Annotated in this window: 15 protein-coding genes; 6 read left to right on the top strand and 9 right to left on the bottom strand. The window is 73.4% G+C overall.

The window, feature by feature from the left end; translation table 11 throughout:
- Positions 1 to 148: 148 nt before the first annotated feature.
- The 3 genes from sucB to ACIQ6R_RS10085 form a co-directional block, all read right to left on the bottom strand.
- Positions 149 to 1,987, bottom strand: coding sequence for a 2-oxoglutarate dehydrogenase, E2 component, dihydrolipoamide succinyltransferase (gene sucB / locus ACIQ6R_RS10095; protein ID WP_404220071.1), 1,839 nt, complete (start codon positions 1,985 to 1,987; stop codon positions 149 to 151).
- 63 nt (positions 1,988 to 2,050) lie between these two features.
- Entirely contained in the window at positions 2,051 to 3,439 is a 1,389-nt protein-coding gene (gene lpdA / locus ACIQ6R_RS10090) for a dihydrolipoyl dehydrogenase (RefSeq protein ID WP_375923330.1), read from the bottom strand.
- A 400-nt stretch (positions 3,440 to 3,839) separates the two neighbouring features.
- Positions 3,840 to 5,378: a leucyl aminopeptidase gene (locus ACIQ6R_RS10085; protein WP_404174514.1), complete on the bottom strand. Its 1,539-nt coding sequence runs from the start codon at positions 5,376 to 5,378 to the stop codon at positions 3,840 to 3,842.
- A gap of 359 nt (positions 5,379 to 5,737) precedes the next feature.
- On the opposite strand from ACIQ6R_RS10085, the gene ACIQ6R_RS10080 reads away from it, so the two are divergent.
- Positions 5,738 to 6,520 carry an endo alpha-1,4 polygalactosaminidase gene (locus ACIQ6R_RS10080; protein ID WP_404220069.1) on the top strand — a complete coding sequence of 261 codons (783 nt, stop codon included), beginning with the start codon at positions 5,738 to 5,740 and terminating at the stop codon, positions 6,518 to 6,520.
- A gap of 91 nt (positions 6,521 to 6,611) precedes the next feature.
- On the opposite strand, the gene ACIQ6R_RS10075 is transcribed toward ACIQ6R_RS10080, so the two are convergent.
- On the bottom strand, positions 6,612 to 7,430 hold the full coding sequence (locus tag ACIQ6R_RS10075; protein WP_404220067.1) for an adenosylcobinamide-GDP ribazoletransferase: 819 nt from the start codon (positions 7,428 to 7,430) through the stop codon (positions 6,612 to 6,614).
- Positions 7,431 to 7,490: 60 nt separating this feature from the next.
- On the opposite strand from ACIQ6R_RS10075, the gene ACIQ6R_RS10070 reads away from it, so the two are divergent.
- A complete protein-coding gene (locus ACIQ6R_RS10070) occupies positions 7,491 to 8,246 on the top strand; it encodes a hypothetical protein (protein WP_404220065.1) in 756 nt (251 codons plus the stop codon).
- A gap of 464 nt (positions 8,247 to 8,710) precedes the next feature.
- Here ACIQ6R_RS10070 and cobT read toward each other — a convergent pair whose 3' ends face one another.
- A complete protein-coding gene (cobT, locus tag ACIQ6R_RS10065) occupies positions 8,711 to 9,784 on the bottom strand; it encodes a nicotinate-nucleotide--dimethylbenzimidazole phosphoribosyltransferase (RefSeq protein WP_404220063.1) in 1,074 nt (357 codons plus the stop codon).
- Between the two features lie 224 nt (positions 9,785 to 10,008).
- Here cobT and ACIQ6R_RS10060 point away from each other — a divergent pair, with 224 nt between their 5' ends.
- On the top strand, positions 10,009 to 10,686 hold the full coding sequence (locus ACIQ6R_RS10060) for a class I SAM-dependent methyltransferase (RefSeq protein WP_404220061.1): 678 nt from the start codon (positions 10,009 to 10,011) through the stop codon (positions 10,684 to 10,686).
- Here ACIQ6R_RS10060 and ACIQ6R_RS10055 read toward each other — a convergent pair.
- A complete protein-coding gene (locus ACIQ6R_RS10055) occupies positions 10,675 to 11,874 on the bottom strand; it encodes a bifunctional adenosylcobinamide kinase/adenosylcobinamide-phosphate guanylyltransferase (RefSeq protein ID WP_404174496.1) in 1,200 nt (399 codons plus the stop codon). The genes ACIQ6R_RS10060 and ACIQ6R_RS10055 overlap by 12 nt on opposite strands.
- Positions 11,875 to 12,266: 392 nt before the next feature.
- Between ACIQ6R_RS10055 and ACIQ6R_RS10050 the strand changes: the two genes are divergently transcribed.
- Positions 12,267 to 12,512: a hypothetical protein gene (locus ACIQ6R_RS10050; protein ID WP_404174493.1), complete on the top strand. Its 246-nt coding sequence runs from the start codon at positions 12,267 to 12,269 to the stop codon at positions 12,510 to 12,512.
- 49 nt (positions 12,513 to 12,561) lie between these two features.
- Here ACIQ6R_RS10050 and ACIQ6R_RS10045 read toward each other — a convergent pair whose 3' ends face one another.
- From ACIQ6R_RS10045 to ACIQ6R_RS10035, 3 genes are all read right to left on the bottom strand, one after another.
- Positions 12,562 to 13,653 (bottom strand): S1C family serine protease, encoded by a 1,092-nt coding sequence (locus ACIQ6R_RS10045; protein ID WP_404220059.1) that lies wholly within the window; start codon positions 13,651 to 13,653, stop codon positions 12,562 to 12,564.
- 78 nt (positions 13,654 to 13,731) lie between these two features.
- On the bottom strand, positions 13,732 to 14,433 hold the full coding sequence (locus ACIQ6R_RS10040) for a class I SAM-dependent methyltransferase (protein ID WP_404174487.1): 702 nt from the start codon (positions 14,431 to 14,433) through the stop codon (positions 13,732 to 13,734).
- Between the two features lie 83 nt (positions 14,434 to 14,516).
- Positions 14,517 to 15,155 (bottom strand): DUF3043 domain-containing protein, encoded by a 639-nt coding sequence (locus ACIQ6R_RS10035; RefSeq protein WP_404175204.1) that lies wholly within the window; start codon positions 15,153 to 15,155, stop codon positions 14,517 to 14,519.
- A 271-nt stretch (positions 15,156 to 15,426) separates the two neighbouring features.
- Here ACIQ6R_RS10035 and ACIQ6R_RS10030 point away from each other — a divergent pair, with 271 nt between their 5' ends.
- On the top strand, positions 15,427 to 16,218 hold the full coding sequence (locus tag ACIQ6R_RS10030) for a PspA/IM30 family protein (RefSeq protein WP_404174484.1): 792 nt from the start codon (positions 15,427 to 15,429) through the stop codon (positions 16,216 to 16,218).
- A 20-nt stretch (positions 16,219 to 16,238) separates the two neighbouring features.
- On the top strand, positions 16,239 to 16,523 hold the full coding sequence (locus ACIQ6R_RS10025; protein ID WP_375923298.1) for a hypothetical protein: 285 nt from the start codon (positions 16,239 to 16,241) through the stop codon (positions 16,521 to 16,523).
- The last annotated feature ends 39 nt before the right edge of the window (positions 16,524 to 16,562 follow it).

Here is a 16,562-nt window from a genome sequence, read left to right as displayed (position 1 = left end):
CGGCCGTCGCGGCGGGCGGGAAGGGCGCATGGGGGCGCTTTTACGCAGGTGAGACGAGACTTACACAGCGTGCCGCGGCCCGAACGCGACGGTGCCCCCGCCCGGGGAGATCCGGGCGGGGGCACCGTACAGGCCCACGGGCAGCGGGTTACAGGCCGAGCTCGACCTCGAACTCGCCCGCCTCCAGGATCGCCTTGACCGCCGTCAGGTAGCGGGCGGCGTCGGCGCCGTCCACCAGACGGTGGTCGTAGGACAGCGTCAGGTACGTCATGTCGCGGACGCCGATGGCCGTGCCCTCCTCCGTCTCGATGACGGCGGGGCGCTTGACCGTGGCGCCGATGCCGAGGATGGCGACCTGGCCCGGCGGCACGATGATCGTGTCGAACAGCGCGCCGCGCGAACCGGTGTTGCTGATGGTGAAGGTCGCACCCGCCAGCTCGTCCGGGCTGATCTTGCTGGCCCGCACCTTGCCCGCCAGGTCGGCGGTCGCCTTGGCGATGCCGGCCAGGTTGAGGTCACCGGCGTTCTTGATGACCGGGGTCATCAGGCCCTTCTCGGAGTCCACCGCGATACCGATGTTCTCGGTGTCGAAGTAGGTGATGGTCCCCTCGGCCTCGTTGATCTTGGCGTTGATCGGCGCGTGCGCCTTCAGCGCCTGGGCCGCGGCCTTGACGAAGAACGGCATCGGCGAGAGCTTGACGCCCTCACGCGCCGCGAACGCGTCCTTGGCGCGGGCGCGCAGCTTCATCAGGCGGGTGACGTCGACCTCGACGACCGACGACAGCTGGGCCTGCTCGTGCAGCGCCTTGACCATGTTGTCGCCGATGACCTTGCGGATGCGCGGCATCTTGACGGTCTGGCCGCGCAGCGGAGAGGCCTCCAGGGCGGGGGCCTTCTTCGCGGGCGCGGCGGCAGCGGCGGCCGGAGCCGGAGCGGCGGCCTTCGCCGCCTCGGCGGCGGCGATGACGTCCTGCTTGCGGATACGGCCGCCGACGCCGGTGCCCTTGACGGCGGACAGGTCGACGCCGTTCTCGGCGGCGAGCTTGCGCACCAGCGGAGTGACGTAGGCGCCGTCGTCCACCGGCTGGGCGGCGGCCGGAGCGGCCGGAGCGGCAGCCTGGGCCGGCGCGGGCGCCGGGGCTGGGGCCTGCGGCGCCGGAGCGGCCGGAGCCTGCTGGGCCGGAGCGGCGGGGGCCTGCTGGGCCGGGGCGGCGGGGGCCTGCTGGGCCGGGGCAGCCTGCTGCGGCGCCGGGGCCTGGGCGGGCTCGGGCTGCGCGGGGGCCTGGGCGGGCTCGGGCTGCGCGGGGGCGGCCGGGGCCTCCTGGGCCGGGGCGGCCGGAGCGGCACCCGCCTCGCCGATGACGGCGAGCTTGGCGCCGACCTCGGCGGTCTCGTCCTCGCCGACCACGATCTCCAGCAGGGTGCCGGAGGCGGGGGCCGGGATCTCGGTGTCGACCTTGTCGGTGGACACCTCCAGCAGCGGTTCGTCGGCCTCGACCGAGTCGCCGACCGACTTCAGCCAGCGGGTGACGGTGCCCTCGGTGACGGACTCGCCGAGCGCGGGCAGGACCACGTCCGTGCCCTCGGCGGAACCGCCGCCGGTGGCGGCGTCGCCGCTGGGAGCGGGCGCCGGGGCGGCCTGCTCGGTGGAGGGGGCGGCCGGGGCGGGCTCGGGGGCCGGCTCGGCGACCTGCTCGGCCTGCGGGGCCTGCTCGGCGGCCGGGGCCTCCTCGGCCGCCGGGGCGCCGGTGCCGTCGTCGATCAGCGCCAGCTCGGCGCCGACCTCGACGGTCTCGTCCTCGGCGACCTTGATGGAGGACAGCACGCCCGACGCGGGCGCGGGGATCTCGGTGTCGACCTTGTCGGTCGAGACCTCGAGCAACGGCTCGTCGGCCTCGACGCGCTCACCCTCGGCCTTCAGCCAACGGGTGACGGTGCCCTCGGTGACGCTCTCGCCGAGCGCCGGAAGGGTTACGGAAACCGCCATGGTTTCGGTTGCTCCTTACGAATTGCGGAAGTCTGTGTCGTCGCGCCCAATGACCGAGGGAGGTCAGTCGTGGGAGTGCAGGGGCTTTCCGGCCAGCGCCAGGTGGGCCTCGCCGAGTGCCTCGTTCTGCGTCGGGTGGGCGTGGACGAGCTGGGCCACCTCGGCCGGCAGCGCCTCCCAGTTGTAGATCAGCTGGGCTTCGCCGACCTGCTCGCCCATGCGGTCGCCGACCATGTGGACGCCGACCACGGCACCGTCCTTGACCTGGACGAGCTTGATCTCGCCCGCGGTCTTCAGGATCTTGCTCTTGCCGTTGCCCGCCAGGTTGTACTTCAGGGCGACGACCTTGTCCGCACCGTAGATCTCCTTGGCCTTGGCCTCGGTGATGCCGACGGAGGCGACCTCCGGGTGGCAGTACGTCACCCGCGGCACACCGTCGTAGTCGACCGGGACGGTCTTCAGGCCGGCGAGCCGCTCCGCCACCAGCATGCCCTCGGCGAAGCCGACGTGCGCGAGCTGGAGGGTGGGGACGAGGTCGCCGACGGCGGAGACGGTCGGGACGTTGGTCCGCATGTACTCGTCGACGAGGACGTAGCCGCGGTCCATGGCGACCCCGGCCTCCTCGTAGCCCAGGCCCTGCGAGACCGGGCCGCGGCCGATGGCGACGAGCAGGACCTCGGCCTCGAACTCCTTGCCGTCGGCGAGGGTGACCTTCACGCCGTCCTGGGTGTACTCGGCCTTCTCGAAGAAGGTGCCCAGGTTGAACTTGATGCCCCGCTTGCGGAACGCGCGCTCCAGCAGCTTCGAGCTGTTCTCGTCCTCGACCGGCACGAGGTGCTTGAGGCCCTCGATGACCGTGACGTCGGCGCCGAAGGACTTCCACGCGGAGGCGAACTCGACGCCGATGACACCGCCGCCCAGGATGATCGCGGACTTCGGCACGCGGTCCAGGACGAGGGCGTGGTCGGAGGAGATGATCCGGTTGCCGTCGATGTCCAGGCCCGGCAGCGACTTCGGCACGGAGCCGGTCGCCAGCAGGACGTGGCGGCCCTGGACACGCCGGCCGTTCACGTCGACGGAGGTGGGGGAGGAGAGCCGGCCCTCACCCTCGATGTAGGTCACCTTGCGGGAGGCGACCAGACCCTGCAGGCCCTTGTACAGGCCGGCGATCACGTCGTCCTTGTACTTGTGCACGCCCGCCATGTCGACGCCCTCGAAGGACGCCTTGATGCCGAACTGCTCGCTCTCGCGGGCCTGGTCGGCGATCTCGCCCGCGTGCAGCAGGGCCTTGGTGGGAATGCAGCCGTTGTGCAGGCAGGTGCCGCCGAGCTTGTTCTTCTCGATCAGGGCGACGTCCAGGCCCAGCTGCGCCCCGCGCAGCGCCGCGGCGTAACCACCGCTGCCACCGCCGAGGATCACTAGGTCGAAAACGGTGCTGGCGTCGTTCGCCACGTCACGTCCTCCATGCATGTGCGCCACGCCGGTCTCCAGTGACCGGTCGGCGGCTGGTGTCCGGCCGCTCTTTGTTCTCGGCCCTTAGGTGGGGCCCTGTCCTGCCGAGCCCCATCTTCGCACTTGTAGGGGGCCGACGAGACGTGGGGCCGGTGTGTGAGACGTCCCACGTTCACTCGACGAGGGACGGTGGGACAGTGCCGCCGGGGGCGCGGGGCGGTATCCGGTCCGCGGCTCCGCCGCGTGGACCCGACCGGCCGGGCCGGTCGGCCACCGACGGCGGGACGACGCAGCCAGGGGCGCGGGGCTGTATCTGACCTGCGGCTCAGCCGCGTGCGCGCGACCGGCCACAACGGACGCGCAGCCGCCGAATCCCCGCACCCCCGAGCTCTCAGGCGCCCTAGCCCAGATCGCCCGCGGCCGCCAGCTCGGCAACCCGCACCAGCGTCCGTACCGCCGTCCCGGTCCCGCCCTTCGGCGTGTACCCGAACGGTCCGCCCTCGTTGAAGGCCGGACCCGCGATGTCCAGGTGCGCCCAGGTGATCCCCTCGCCGACGAACTCGCGCAGGAACAGCCCGGCCACCAGCCCGCCGCCCATCCGCTCGCCCATGTTGGCGATGTCGGCGGTCGCCGAGTCCATGCCCTTGCGCAGGTGCTCCGGCAGCGGCATCGGCCAGGCCGGCTCGCCGGTCTCCTCCGCGGCCTCGTGCACCGCCGCGCGGAACGCGTCGTCGTTCGCCATGATGCCGTACGTCCGGTTGCCCAGTGCCAGCATCATCGCGCCGGTCAGGGTCGCCACGTCGATGATCGCGTCCGGCTTCTCCTGCGAGGCCGCCCACAGGGCGTCGGCGAGCACGAGCCGGCCCTCGGCGTCGGTGTTGAGCACCTCCACCGTCTTGCCGCTGTACATGCGCAGCACGTCACCCGGGCGGGTGGCGGAGCCCGACGGCATGTTCTCGGCCAGCGCCAGCCAGCCGGTCACGTTGACCTCCAGGCCCAGGCGCGCGGCGGCGACGACCGCGGCGAACACGGCGGCGGCACCGGCCATGTCGCACTTCATCGTCTCGTTGTGCCCGGCCGGCTTCAGCGAGATACCGCCCGAGTCGTAGGTGATGCCCTTGCCGACGAAGGCGAGGGACTTCGTCGCCTTGGAGGACGTGTACGACAGCTTCACCAGGCGCGGGCCGGCGGCCGAGCCGGCGCCGACGCCGAGGATGCCGCCGTAGCCGCCCTTGGTGAGCGCCTTCTCGTCGAGTACCTGCACCTTGATGCCGTGCTCCTTGGCGGCGGCCTGCGCCACCGCCGCGAACGCCTCGGGGTTCAGGTCGTTCGGCGGGGTGTTGACCAGGTCGCGGGCGCGGTTCAGCTCCTCGGCGACGGCCGCGGCACGCTCGATCGCCGCCTTGTACGCCTTGTCGCGGGGCTTGCCGCCGAGCAGCGCGGCCTCGGCCAGCGGGGCCTTGCCGTTCTTGGCCTTGGCGTCCTTGCCGGACTCCTTGTAGGCGTCGAAGGCGTACGCGCCGAGCAGCACGCCCTCGCCGATGACGCCGGCGTCGGCGGCCTCGGCGAGCGGGAGGGCGAACGCGGCCTTCTTGGCACCGGCCAGGGCGCGGGCGGCCACACCGGCGGCCTTGCGCAGCGCCTCGGCGTCGAAGTCGGCGTCCTTCTCGGGCTCGGCACCGAGGCCCACCGCCACCACGACGGGTGCCTTGAAGCCGGACGGAGCGGGCAGCTTCGTCACCTCGCCCTCGGCGCCGGTGGCACCGAGGGTCTCCAGGACGCCGGCGAGCCGGCCGTCGTACGCCTTGTCCACGGCCTCCGCGCCCGGCGCGACGACCAGGCCGCCGGACCTGGACGCCGTGCCCTTGGCGACACCGATCACGATCGCGTCGGCCCGCAGGCCGGGCGCCGCGGCGGTGCTGAGAGTGAGAGCAGTCACGGTGGTGAATTCTCGCTTCCGTATGAAGTCTTGTATGGCCGAATGCGGGTGGGTCGACCGGGCCCGACAACCGACCCTAGATCCCTCCTGCGATGCGGTCTTTACCTGGGCAGGCAAACACCCGGCACGAGCCTACGCTCGCGCCCGGCTCCGCTCCCTCCCGCGGGGCCGCGGTTTCCCGCCTACGGGGTCGCGGGTTCCCGTCCAGAGGGTCGCGGGCTTCCGTCCAGAGGGTCGCGGGTTCCCGTCCAGGGGCCGCGGTTCGCCGCCTCCGGGGCGCGGTTTCCCGCCGGTTGCCGGGATGGGAGATCATTCCCGGGGTACGCCACCGCGCCACCCCAGCCCATGGAGCACGCCCCGTGAGACGCCCGGTCCTGTCGATAGCCCTTCTCCTGCTGCTCGCGGGCTGCACGTCGTCCCCGGGCGACGAGCCGGAAGCCGGCGACCACTGGCAGCCGCGGCCCGGCACCGCCTGGCAGTGGCAGCTCAGCGGCAAGCTCGACACGTCGGTCGACGTGCCGGTCTACGACATCGACGGGTTCGACCACACCGGGGCCACCGTGGCCGGGCTGCACGACGACGGCCGCAAGGTCATCTGCTACCTGTCCACCGGAGCCTGGGAGGACTTCCGCCCCGACGCGGAGAAATTCCCGAAGTCGGTGCTGGGCAAGGGCAACGGCTGGGAGGGGGAACGCTGGCTGGACATCCGCGAGACGGACGTCCTGGAGCCGCTGATGGCCGAGCGCATCGACATGTGCCGCGAGAAGGGCTTCGACGCGGTCGAGCCGGACAACATGGACGGCTACAAGAACGAGACCGGGTTCCCGCTCACCGCCGACGACCAGCTCCGCTACAACCGGCTGATCGCGCGGCTCGCCCACGACCGCGGCTTGGCCGTCGGCCTCAAGAACGACCTGGACCAGATCCCCGAGCTGGTGGACGACTTCGACTTCGCGGTCAACGAACAGTGCGCCCAGTACGGCGAGTGCGCCGACAACCAGCCGTTCATCGACGCGGACAAGGCGGTCTTCCACGTCGAGTACGAGCTGCCGACCGACCGCTTCTGCGCGGAGTCCCGTGAGCTGAGGCTGAGTTCGATGCTGAAGAAGTACGAACTGGGTGCGTGGCGCGAGGCCTGCTGAGCCCGGTGCGGGGGCGGGGGCGGGGGTGGGTGCGGGTTCCGGTGCGGGTGCGGGTGCCGGTGCCCGGGGCCTGGCGGCCGGTGTCCCGGCCTCAGCCGAGGATCAGCACCACTAGGGCGGTGGTGGCCGCCGTCTCAGCGACACCGCCGAAGACGTCGCCGGTGACCCCGCCGAAGCGCCGGACGCAGTGCCGCAGCAGGAGTTCGGCCACGGCTACGGCGCACAGCACGGCCAGCGCCGTACGGACCGCGTCGTGCAGGCCGTCGTACGGCCCGCCGTGCCACCCCCCGTACGGCCCGAGGAGCGCGCTCGCCGCCGCCCCGGCCGCCGTGACGACGGCGGTGGCCGCCAGCGCGCCACCCGCCGGCACCACTCCGGCGACCGCCGCGCCCAGACCCTCCGGGCGGGCGGCGGGCACCCCGGCCCGGGCGGCGAGCGTGAGCGCCAGCCGGGCGGCGGTCGCCGAGACCACGGCGGCGAGCGCGCCCCGCGCCCAGGACCCGTCGTAGGCCTGGGCCAGCGCGGCCACCTGGGCGAACAGCACGAACACGAGGGCGAGTACGCCGAACGGCCCGATGTCCGACTGCTTCATGATCCGCAGCGCGTCCTCGGCGGGCTTCCCGCTGCCGAGCCCGTCGGCGGTGTCGGCCAGGCCGTCCAGATGCAGTCCGCGGGTGAGCACGGCGGGGACGGCGGCCGTGGCGACCGCGGCGAGCAGGCTTCCCGCGCCCAGGAACAGCAGCAGGAGTCCGGCCGCCGCGGCGACGAGGCCGACGGCCAGTCCGGCCAGCGGCGCGCACAGCATGCCGCCGCGCGCCGCCTCCCGGTCCCAGCGGGTCACCTTGACCGGGAACACGGTGAGGGTGCCGAAGGCGAAACGGAGGCCGTCGGGGGAGGGGGTCCTGAGCACCGGCGCAGACTACCCGGCGGTCACCAGGGCACCGGTGCGGGCTGGGGATAAAGTTCGCATATGGGAGATTGGTGGCAGCGCAACATCATGGAACCGGGCAAGCTGCCGCTGCTCCTCGCTCTGGCGGCCTTCGTCCTGACGTTCGTGACCACTCGGGTCATCACCCGGCTCATCCGGGCCGGCAAGGGGCCCTTCGGCAACGTCAAGGCGGGCGGGGTGCACATCCACCACGTCGTCCCGGGGATCGTCCTCACCGTCATCGGCGGCTTCGGCGCGGTCGCGGGGGGCCGGCACGGTTTCGGCTCCGCCCTCGCGGCGGTGGTCTTCGGTATCGGGGCGGGCCTCGTGCTGGACGAGTTCGCGCTGATCCTGCACCTCGACGACGTCTACTGGACGGAGGCGGGCCGGCAGAGCGTGGAGGTCGTGGTGGTCACCGCGGCCCTTGTCGGACTGGTCCTCGCGGGGTTCACGCCGTTCGGCGTCGACGGCATGTCCGAGGACGAGGCGCAGGGCCGCGCCAACGTCATCGCGACCGTCGCGGGGAACTTCTTCTTCTCCCTCCTCGCCCTGGCCAAGGGCAAGGCCCGCCTCGCGATCTTCGGGGTGATCGTGCCCCTTGTCGCCCTGATCGGCGCGGTCCGCCTGGCCCGCCCGGGCTCGGCCTGGGCCCGCCGCTTCTACGGCCGCCGCCCGCGCGCCCGTGCCAGGGCCCGCCTGCGCGCCTACCGCCACGATCGCCGCTGGTCCGGCCCTCGCCGCGCCTTCCAGGACTGGATCGGCGGCCGCCCGGATCCGGCCGCCCCGGACCACCGCTGATGCCTGCGGCGGCCTGTGCGGGTTCGGTGGGGGTGCGTGTGGCGCGGTTTGTCGCGTGGTGGGTCGGGCCGCGCCGGGGGGTGTCCGTCCTCGGAACGGCGCGGAATCGGTCGGCCGCAGAAGCAACGGCGCGGACGCGCCAACCGCTGCGGGCGGATACCCCCCGACACGTCCCTTCTCGCCGTACGCGGCTCTCCGCCCGCGCCCCTCAGCTGCGGGCAGTCGTGCCGCTGGGGCGGCACGGGTGGGCGCGGCGGCATCCCGCAGCGCCGGGCCGCGTCACCCACCCCCGGCCCACAGCCACGCCGGGCACCCCGGTAGCGCCGGGCCGTGTGCCCCCGCGCCCGCGCCGGGCCGTGTGACCGACCCCGCGCCCACACCCACGCCGGGCACCCCGCCCGCGCCGGGCCGCGTCACCCACCCCCGCCCCGCATCGACGCGGGGCGGGGGTGGGTGACGCCCGTTCACTGCGCGGCGACGGACTCCTTACCGTCGGAGACCTCCGGCAGCTCCGCCGCCAGCGCCGCCGCGGCCTGGACCAGGGGCAGCGCCAGCAGGCCCCCCGCGCCCTCACCCACCGTCACGCCCTGGGACAGCAGCGGCTCCAGGGCCATCCGGTCCAGCGCCTTGGCCTGGCCCGGCTCCCCGCTGTCGTGGGAGGCCAGCCACCAGTCGGGTGCGCGGAAGGCGACCCGCTGCCCGACCAGCGCGCACGCGACCGTCACGACGCCGTCCAGGATCACCGGCGTCTTCCGCACCGCGCTCTGCAGCAGAAAGCCCGTCATCGCGGCGAGGTCGGCACCGCCCACGGTCGCGAGTAGTTGCAACTGGTCCCCGAGCACCGGCCGGGCGCGGCGCAGCGCGTCGCGGATCGCCGCGCACTTGCGCATCCAGGCCAGGTCGTCGATCGCCAGCCCGCCCCGCCCGGTGACGACCGACGCGTCGGTCCCGCACAGCGCGGCGACCAGTACGCCCGCCGCCGTGGTCCCGCCCACGCTCACATCACCGAGCACCACCAGATCCGTACCGGAGTCGGCCTCCTCGTCGGCCACCGCCATCCCGGCCCGGAAGGCGGCCTCGGCCTCCTCCAGGGTCAGCGCGTCCTCGATGTCGATGCGCCCGCCGCCGCGCCGCACCCGATGCCGCACCACCTCGGCCGGCAGCGTCTCCGGATCGCAGTCGAGGGCCATGTCGACGACCCGCACCGGCACGCCGAGGCGCCGGGCGAGTACGGACACGGGCCGGCCGCCCTCCAGGACCTCGCGCACCAGCTCGCCGGCGGCGCCCGCGGGCCGTGCCGAGACGCCCAGCTCGGCCACCTTGTGATCACCGGCGAAGAGCACCACCCGGGGCCGTTCGACCGGCCGCACCGGTACGGCCGACTGCGCCGAGGCCAGCCACTCGCCCAGGTCGTCCAGGCGGCCCAGCGATCCGGGCGGGACGACCTGACGCTCCCGGCGCGCCTCGGCGTCGCGGCGCACCCCGCCGTCGGGGCGCTCGATCAGATCGGTGAAGTCGTCGAGATTCAGCGAGCTCATTCGCCGAACAGTACCGGCCCCTGGTGACCACGGCGGCGGGCCCGTGCGCACCGCGCCCGAGCTGCGTCGTTGCGCCCCGGATCGCGATCACCTACGTAACGTTTTGCGGGAATTGTCGTATGTCGTCGTCCTGTGTCCTCGTCTCGCGTCGGGAGCCGCCCATGTCCGCACCCTCCGCCTCTCCCGTCCCCTCGGCGCCGCCCCCCGTCCCCCGGGTGCCTCCGATGCCCCGGTACGGGCCGCACCGCGCGGACTGCCCCTGGTGCGGCTCCCGGCGGCTGCGCGCCCGGTCGCGCCGCGGTGGGTCCGTCCTCGAACGCTGCCTCGACTGCCGACACGTCTTCCGCAATCCCTCGTTCACGCCCGGACCCGAACACCCGCTGGTCCGGGCCGGAGTCCGCCTGAGACACGGCCTGGCCGCCCGCGCGATGCTCCGCCGCCGCCCCGACCCCGAGAGCTGGCTCGACGTGGGCACCGGCGACGCCGACTTCCCCCGCACCGCCCGCGCGTACTTCCCGTACACCTCCTTCGACGGCCTGGACGCCACGCACCGGGTCCTGCGCGCCCGCGCGGTCGAACGTGTCGAGGAGGCGTTCGTCGGCCGGCTGACGGACCCGCACATCGCGGCCCGGCTGCGCGCCCGCTACGACGTCGTCAGCCTCTTCCACCACCTGGAACGCGTCCCGGATCCCCACGCCGAACTGCGCGCCGCCCTCCACGTGCTCCGCCCCGGCGGCCATCTGCTCGTCGACGTGGCGGACCCGCGCCGCCTGTTCGCCCTCCCGCCCGGCACCTCGCACCCGGCGGGCCTGCGCGCCGAACTGGTGGCCCACGGCTGCACCGTGCTCACCGGCGCGCGGACGCACCGCGTCATCGCGCGCAAGGACGCCTCAGCCCCGTAGCACCAGCGCCTGGCCCGCGACCACCACAAGCACCTGCTCGCACTCGGCCGCGAACGCCGCGTTCAGCCGCCCGAGTTCGTCCCGGTAGCGGCGTCCCGAGGCGGTGGCGGGCACGATGCCCGAGCCCACCTCGTTCGACACGGCGACGACCGCGCGCCGGGTGGTGCGCACCGCCTCCGTCAGCTCCCGCATCCGGTCCCTGAGGGCCCGTTCCCCGCCGTCGGCCCACTCCGCGTCGTCCCACGCCCCGACGGCGTCCATCGCGTCCGTCAGCCACAGCGACAGACAGTCGACGAGCAGCGCCGGCCCGTCGTCCTTGAGCAGCGGTACCAGGTCGCACGTCTCGACGGTGCGCCACGAGCCCGGCCGCCGCTCCCGGTGGGAGCAGACCCGTGCCGCCCACTCGGTGTCCCCGTTGCGGGAGCCCCCGGTCGCGACGTAGAGCACGTCGGGGAAGGCCTCCAGCCGTCGCTCGGCCTCCACCGACTTGCCCGACCGGGCCCCGCCCAGTACGAGGGTGCGCCGCGGTACGTCGGGTACGTCCTCGTAGGAGCCGACCACCAGTGTCGTCCCGTCCGGCACGGCCCGCGTCCCGGCCGCCGCGAGCCGCCGGTCCAGTTCCCGGCCCGGCGGCACGTCGTGGTCCAGGTGGACGGCGACGACGTCCGTCGTCGGCCCCGCGGCGCCCACCGCCCGGAGTTTCGCCAGCGCGTCCGGCCGTCCCACGACGTCCGCGACGACCAGGTCGTAGGAATCGGCGGGCTCCTCCAGACCGGCCGGCGCACCGCCCGGTGGCAGATACAGCAGCCGCTGCCCGTCCGGACCGGTCACGGCGTACCCGGTACCCGGCGCGTCCATCGCCACCGCCCGCACCCGGTGCCCGGTCAGCAGCGCCAGCTCCCGCCCGTCCGGCACCCGCCCCGGCTGCGGCAGCCCGGCCGGCACCTCCACGGCGGGCCCGTCGTGCGGGTGCGACAGCAGCACCTGCCGTACGCCGGTCAGCGAGTGCCCGGCGCGTGCGGCGGCGAACGCGGCGCCGGGCGTCAGGTCGAGCAGCAGCGCCCCGTCCACCAGCAGCGAGGTCGCCGCGCGCGCGTTCGCGCCCTGCGCCGCGGCACAGGCCGCGCAGGGACAGTCGGGGCGGGGGAGTCCCGCGGGGGCACCGGTGCCGAGCAGAGTCACGTCCACGCCCCGATTTTCCCCGGTCACCCGACGACGTGCGCGCCCGAGACCCCCAAGGGCCTGTCCGACGATTCCCGTCGGCCGTCCGGAGGGCGGGCCAGGCGGCCTCCGGTGCGTGCGATGGCGAGGCGCCGGAGCGCCGGCGGCGGGGGTCCCCCCCCCACGCCTTCGAGGCAGTGGGAGAGGAGCCGGGTGGGCGCTTCGGCGACTCCGCGAGTGTGCGTGCCGGGAGTCGCGAGGCGGGCGGGAATCGTCGGACACGCCCTGGGGGTGTGGGCGGTCCCGGCTTCCGTCCCCCCGCCTTCTACGGCGGAACCGGCACAGCGCATAGGCTGCGGTCGGAGGCCGGACCAAGATCCGGCTTCCGCTCTGCATGTGCTCACATCTTGGAGGCGTACATGGCGGCATGGACGTGGCGGTTCGAGACGGCCGGCGGGACGGAGGTCCAGCCCGCGGTGCAGCCCGAGGAGTTCACCACGCAAGGGGACGCCGAGTCCTGGATCGGTGAGTACTGGAAGGACCTCAAGGAGGGCGGCACCGACCAGGTGCGGCTGTTCGAGGACGCCACCGAGATCTACGGCCCGATGAGCCTGCACGCCGAAGAGGCCGAAGAGGCCGAAGAGGCCGAGGCCCCGGAGGCCTGATCTGGCGGGTGGGCGGGGGCGGTTCCGAGGCGGACCGGCCCCGCCTCCGTCACTGCTCGCCCAGCGTCACCTCGGTGGTGCGCTCGTCGCCGTCGCGGGTGTACGTCACCTTCGTCCGGTCACCCGGTTCCATCGACGCCAGCGCCTCGGCCAGCGAGGTGATCGTGGTGATGTCCGTGTCGCCCAGCCGGACGACGACGTCCCCGGGCCGCAGCCCCGCCCGGTCGGCGGCCCCGCCGTCACTGACCTCGACCACGGCCACGCCCGCGGGCCGGTAGCCGTCGTCGACGACCGTACGGGCGGTGACACCGAGCGCCGCCCGGCCCGAGTCGGTCACCCGGCCGTCCTCGACGATCTGGTCGGCGACCGTCCGCACCATCGACACCGGGATGGCGAAACCGATCCCGGGCGCCGCGCTGTCGCTCATGCCCGGGTCGGTCGCGGCCAGCGTGGGGATGCCGATGACCTCGCTGTCGAGGTTCACCAGGGCGCCACCGCTGTTGCCGGGGTTGATGGCCGCGGACGTCTGCACCATGTTGCCGATGGTCGCGCCCGTACCGCCCCCGCTGCTGCCCTCGGTGACGGTCCGTCCGGTCGCCGAGACGATGCCCTGCGTCACGCTGGAGGACAGCCCGAGCGGCGAGCCCATCGCCAGCACGATCTGCCCGACCTCGACCTTCGAGGAGTCCCCGAAGCGGGCCGCCCGCATGCCGTCGGGCACCTTGTCCAGCTTGATGACGGCGAGATCCTGCTCGGGGTAGGAGGAGACGAGTTCCGCGGCCAGCGGGTCCTCGGTGCGGGCGGTCGTCACCCGGAAGGACCTGGTGTCACCGACGACGTGCGCGTTCGTGACGATGTGCCCCTCGTCGTCGTACACCACCCCCGACCCCAGGGAGTCGCCCGCCTGGATCTGCACGACCGACGGGAGTACGTCCTTGATCACCCGCTCGTAGTCGGCCTGCAGGTCGTTGGCCGCGCGCGGCGCCGCGGCCTGTGCCGTGTCGCCCTTCCGCTCGCTCCGGGAGCCCGGAGCGGACCCGGCGTCGGAGCAGCCGGCGACGAGCAGCAGGGAGCAGGCCAGCGTGGCGACCGGGCCGAGCGGCCGTGGCACGCGGGTACGGCAAGCGTGGGAAGCGTCCATGCCCCGAGTCTCGGCGCGCACCGGGAACGCGGCCCCCGGGGAACCCCCGAACGGGCGCCGCGCGGTACCGCCCCGGAGCTACCCCCGCACTCCGCACAGATGAAGCAGCGCGGCGATCCGGCGGTACGGGTCCGTCCGGCCGGCCCGCTCCTCGGCGGCCAGCAGGGTTTCGAGGCCGTCCGGGACCGGGATGTCGTCGGGGACCGTGTCCGTGAGGACCCGGACGCCGTACCAGGTGTGCAGTGGGGCGCCGATGCTCGCGAGCTTGGCCGTCAGCGTCGCCCGCCGGTCCGCGCGGACCTCGATGCCGTCACCGTCGTGACAGACGGTGGTGTCGAAGGCGGCCAGGGCGTCGGCCCACTCGCCGCGCAGGCCCGGGCGCATCGCGAGCGCGTCGCCGTTGCGGACCAGGAGCGACAGCAGTCCGCCCGGGGCGAGCATCCGGGCCAGCCCCGCGAGCAGCGGGTCGGGCTCCTCGACGTACATGAGCACCCCGTGGCACAGCACCACGTCGAAACTGCCCGGCAGGAAGTGCACGCCGGTGTCCCGGCCGTCGCCCTCGACGATCCGCATCCGCTCCCGGATGCCCTCGGGCTGGCCGGCCAGGGCGTCGCGTGCCGCCGCGATCATCGTGGCGTCCCGCTCGATGCCGGTCACCTGGTGCCCGGCCCGTGCCAGCCGGAGCGACTGGGCGCCCTCGCCCATGCCGACGTCGAGCACCCGCAGCCGCTTGCCGACCGGGAAGCGCCCGGCTATCTGCTCGTCCAGCTGCCGGGTCACCAGCTCCTGCCGTACGACGTCCCGCAGACCAGCCGGCCTGTCCAGCCGGGCGTCGGCCGCGTCGCCGGCGAACGGCGTCGTGCTCAGGGCCGCTCCCCGCGCTTGACCTGGGGCTTGGGCAGCCGGAGCCGGCGCATCTGGAGGGAGCGCATCAGCGCGTAGGCCACCGCGCCGCGCCGGCGCTCGTCCGGGAAGCGCTCGGCGAGACGCTTCTTCAGCCGGAAGCCGGTGACGATCGAGTCCAGCACGATCATCACGATCACGACCAGCCACAGCAGCAGCGCCACGTTCTGCAGCGAGGCCACCCGGATCATGCTCAGCACGAGGATGACCACGGCCATCGGCAGGAAGTACTCCGCGATGTTGAACCGCGAGTCGATGAAGTCGCGCGCGAACTTGCGGACCGGGCCCTTGTCCCGGGCCGGCAGGTACCGCTCGTCCCCCTTCGCCAGCGCTTCGCGCTGGCGCGCCATCGCGGTCCGGCGCTCCTCGCGCTGACGCTTGGCGGCGTCCTTGCGCGTCATCGGGGTGTTGGCGACGCTGCGGCGCTGGGACTGGGCCGCACTGCGCTTGGGCGTCGGCCTGCCCTTCGGGGCCTGCGGGTCACGGGGCTGATTGGAGTCGGTCACCGGCGTCTTGACGAGGCTCGGCGACTTCTCTTCCTTGGCGCGGCTACGGAACACAAAACCCAAGGGTACGGGGTGCCGGGGTGTGGGCCCCAGTCCGGTGGGGAACGATCCGGCAACGCCGGTCGTCTGTAAAGGGACAGAGGGGACGTTGCGTACGCCTCAGGGCACCGGGTCATTCCGGACAACCCCGGGGAGCACCTACTCCCTACGCCGGACCGGGGGAGTACGCAGTCGTCCTTGGGGATGAGCCCATCCGTCCCCGAACAGTGCGGTAATGGATGCAGGGCCCGTACTGTGGGTTCTGTCGCAGGTGCTGGAGCTGGAGTCGGTCAGAAGGGGGCGCGCGAAGCCCATGAGCGGTGTCATGAAGCGTATGGGGATGATCTTCCGCGCGAAGGCCAACAAGGCCCTTGACCGGGCCGAGGACCCGCGCGAGACCCTCGATTACTCGTACCAGAAACAGCTGGAGCTGCTGCAGAAGGTGCGCCGCGGCGTCGCCGACGTGGCGACCAGCCGCAAGCGCCTGGAGCTTCAGCTCAATCAGCTCCAGTCCCAGTCGTCGAAGCTGGAGGACCAGGGCCGCAAGGCGCTGGCGCTGGGCCGCGAGGACCTGGCCCGCGAGGCGCTCTCCCGGCGCGCCGCGCTCCAGCAGCAGGTCACCGACCTGGAGACGCAGCACGCCACCCTCCAGGGCGAGGAGGAGAAGCTCACCCTGGCGGCCCAACGCCTCCAGGCCAAGGTGGACGCCTTCCGCACGAAGAAGGAGACCATCAAGGCCACCTACACGGCGGCCCAGGCGCAGACCCGCATCGGCGAGGCGTTCTCCGGCATCTCCGAGGAGATGGGCGACGTCGGCCTGGCCATCCAGCGGGCCGAGGACAAGACCGCCCAGCTCCAGGCCCGGGCCGGCGCCATCGACGAACTGCTCGCCTCCGGCGCCCTGGACGACCAGTCAGGCATGCACAAGGACGACATCCAGGCCGAGCTGGACCGGCTCTCCGGTGGTACGGATGTAGAGCTGGAACTGCAGCGCATGAAGGCCGAACTGTCCGGGGGCAGCACCTCCGACCGGCAGGCCATCGAGGGCGGTCAGGACCAGGGCCAGGCGCAGTCCCAGCAGCAGCCGCAGGACACCCCGCGCTTCGACAAGCAGTAGCCCACGCCTAGGAGGGCGACATGATCGTACGGATCATGGGGGAGGGACAGCTCACGCTGGCCGACGGCCGTCTCACCGAGCTGAACAAGCTGGACGACGAGCTCCTGGCCGAAATGGAGAACGGCGACGGCCCCGGTTTCCGCGCGACCCTCCAGGCCCTCCTGGCCAAGGTCCGCGAACTGGGCGAGCCGGTCCCGGACGACTTCCTCGAGCCGTCCGACCTGATCCTCCCATCCCCGGACGCCACCTTGGAGGAGGTCCGGGAGCTACTGAGCGACGACGGCCTGATTCCGGGGGGCTCCTGACGGAGGCCGGTCGGTATTTCCCGCCTGTCCGGTACCTCC

The sequence above is a fragment of the Streptomyces sp. NPDC096048 genome, from assembly GCF_044763415.1.
GTDB lineage: Bacteria > Actinomycetota > Actinomycetes > Streptomycetales > Streptomycetaceae > Streptomyces.
The sequence above is the reverse complement of the archived record's forward strand: the minus strand, read 5'-3'. Positions and strand labels throughout refer to the sequence as shown.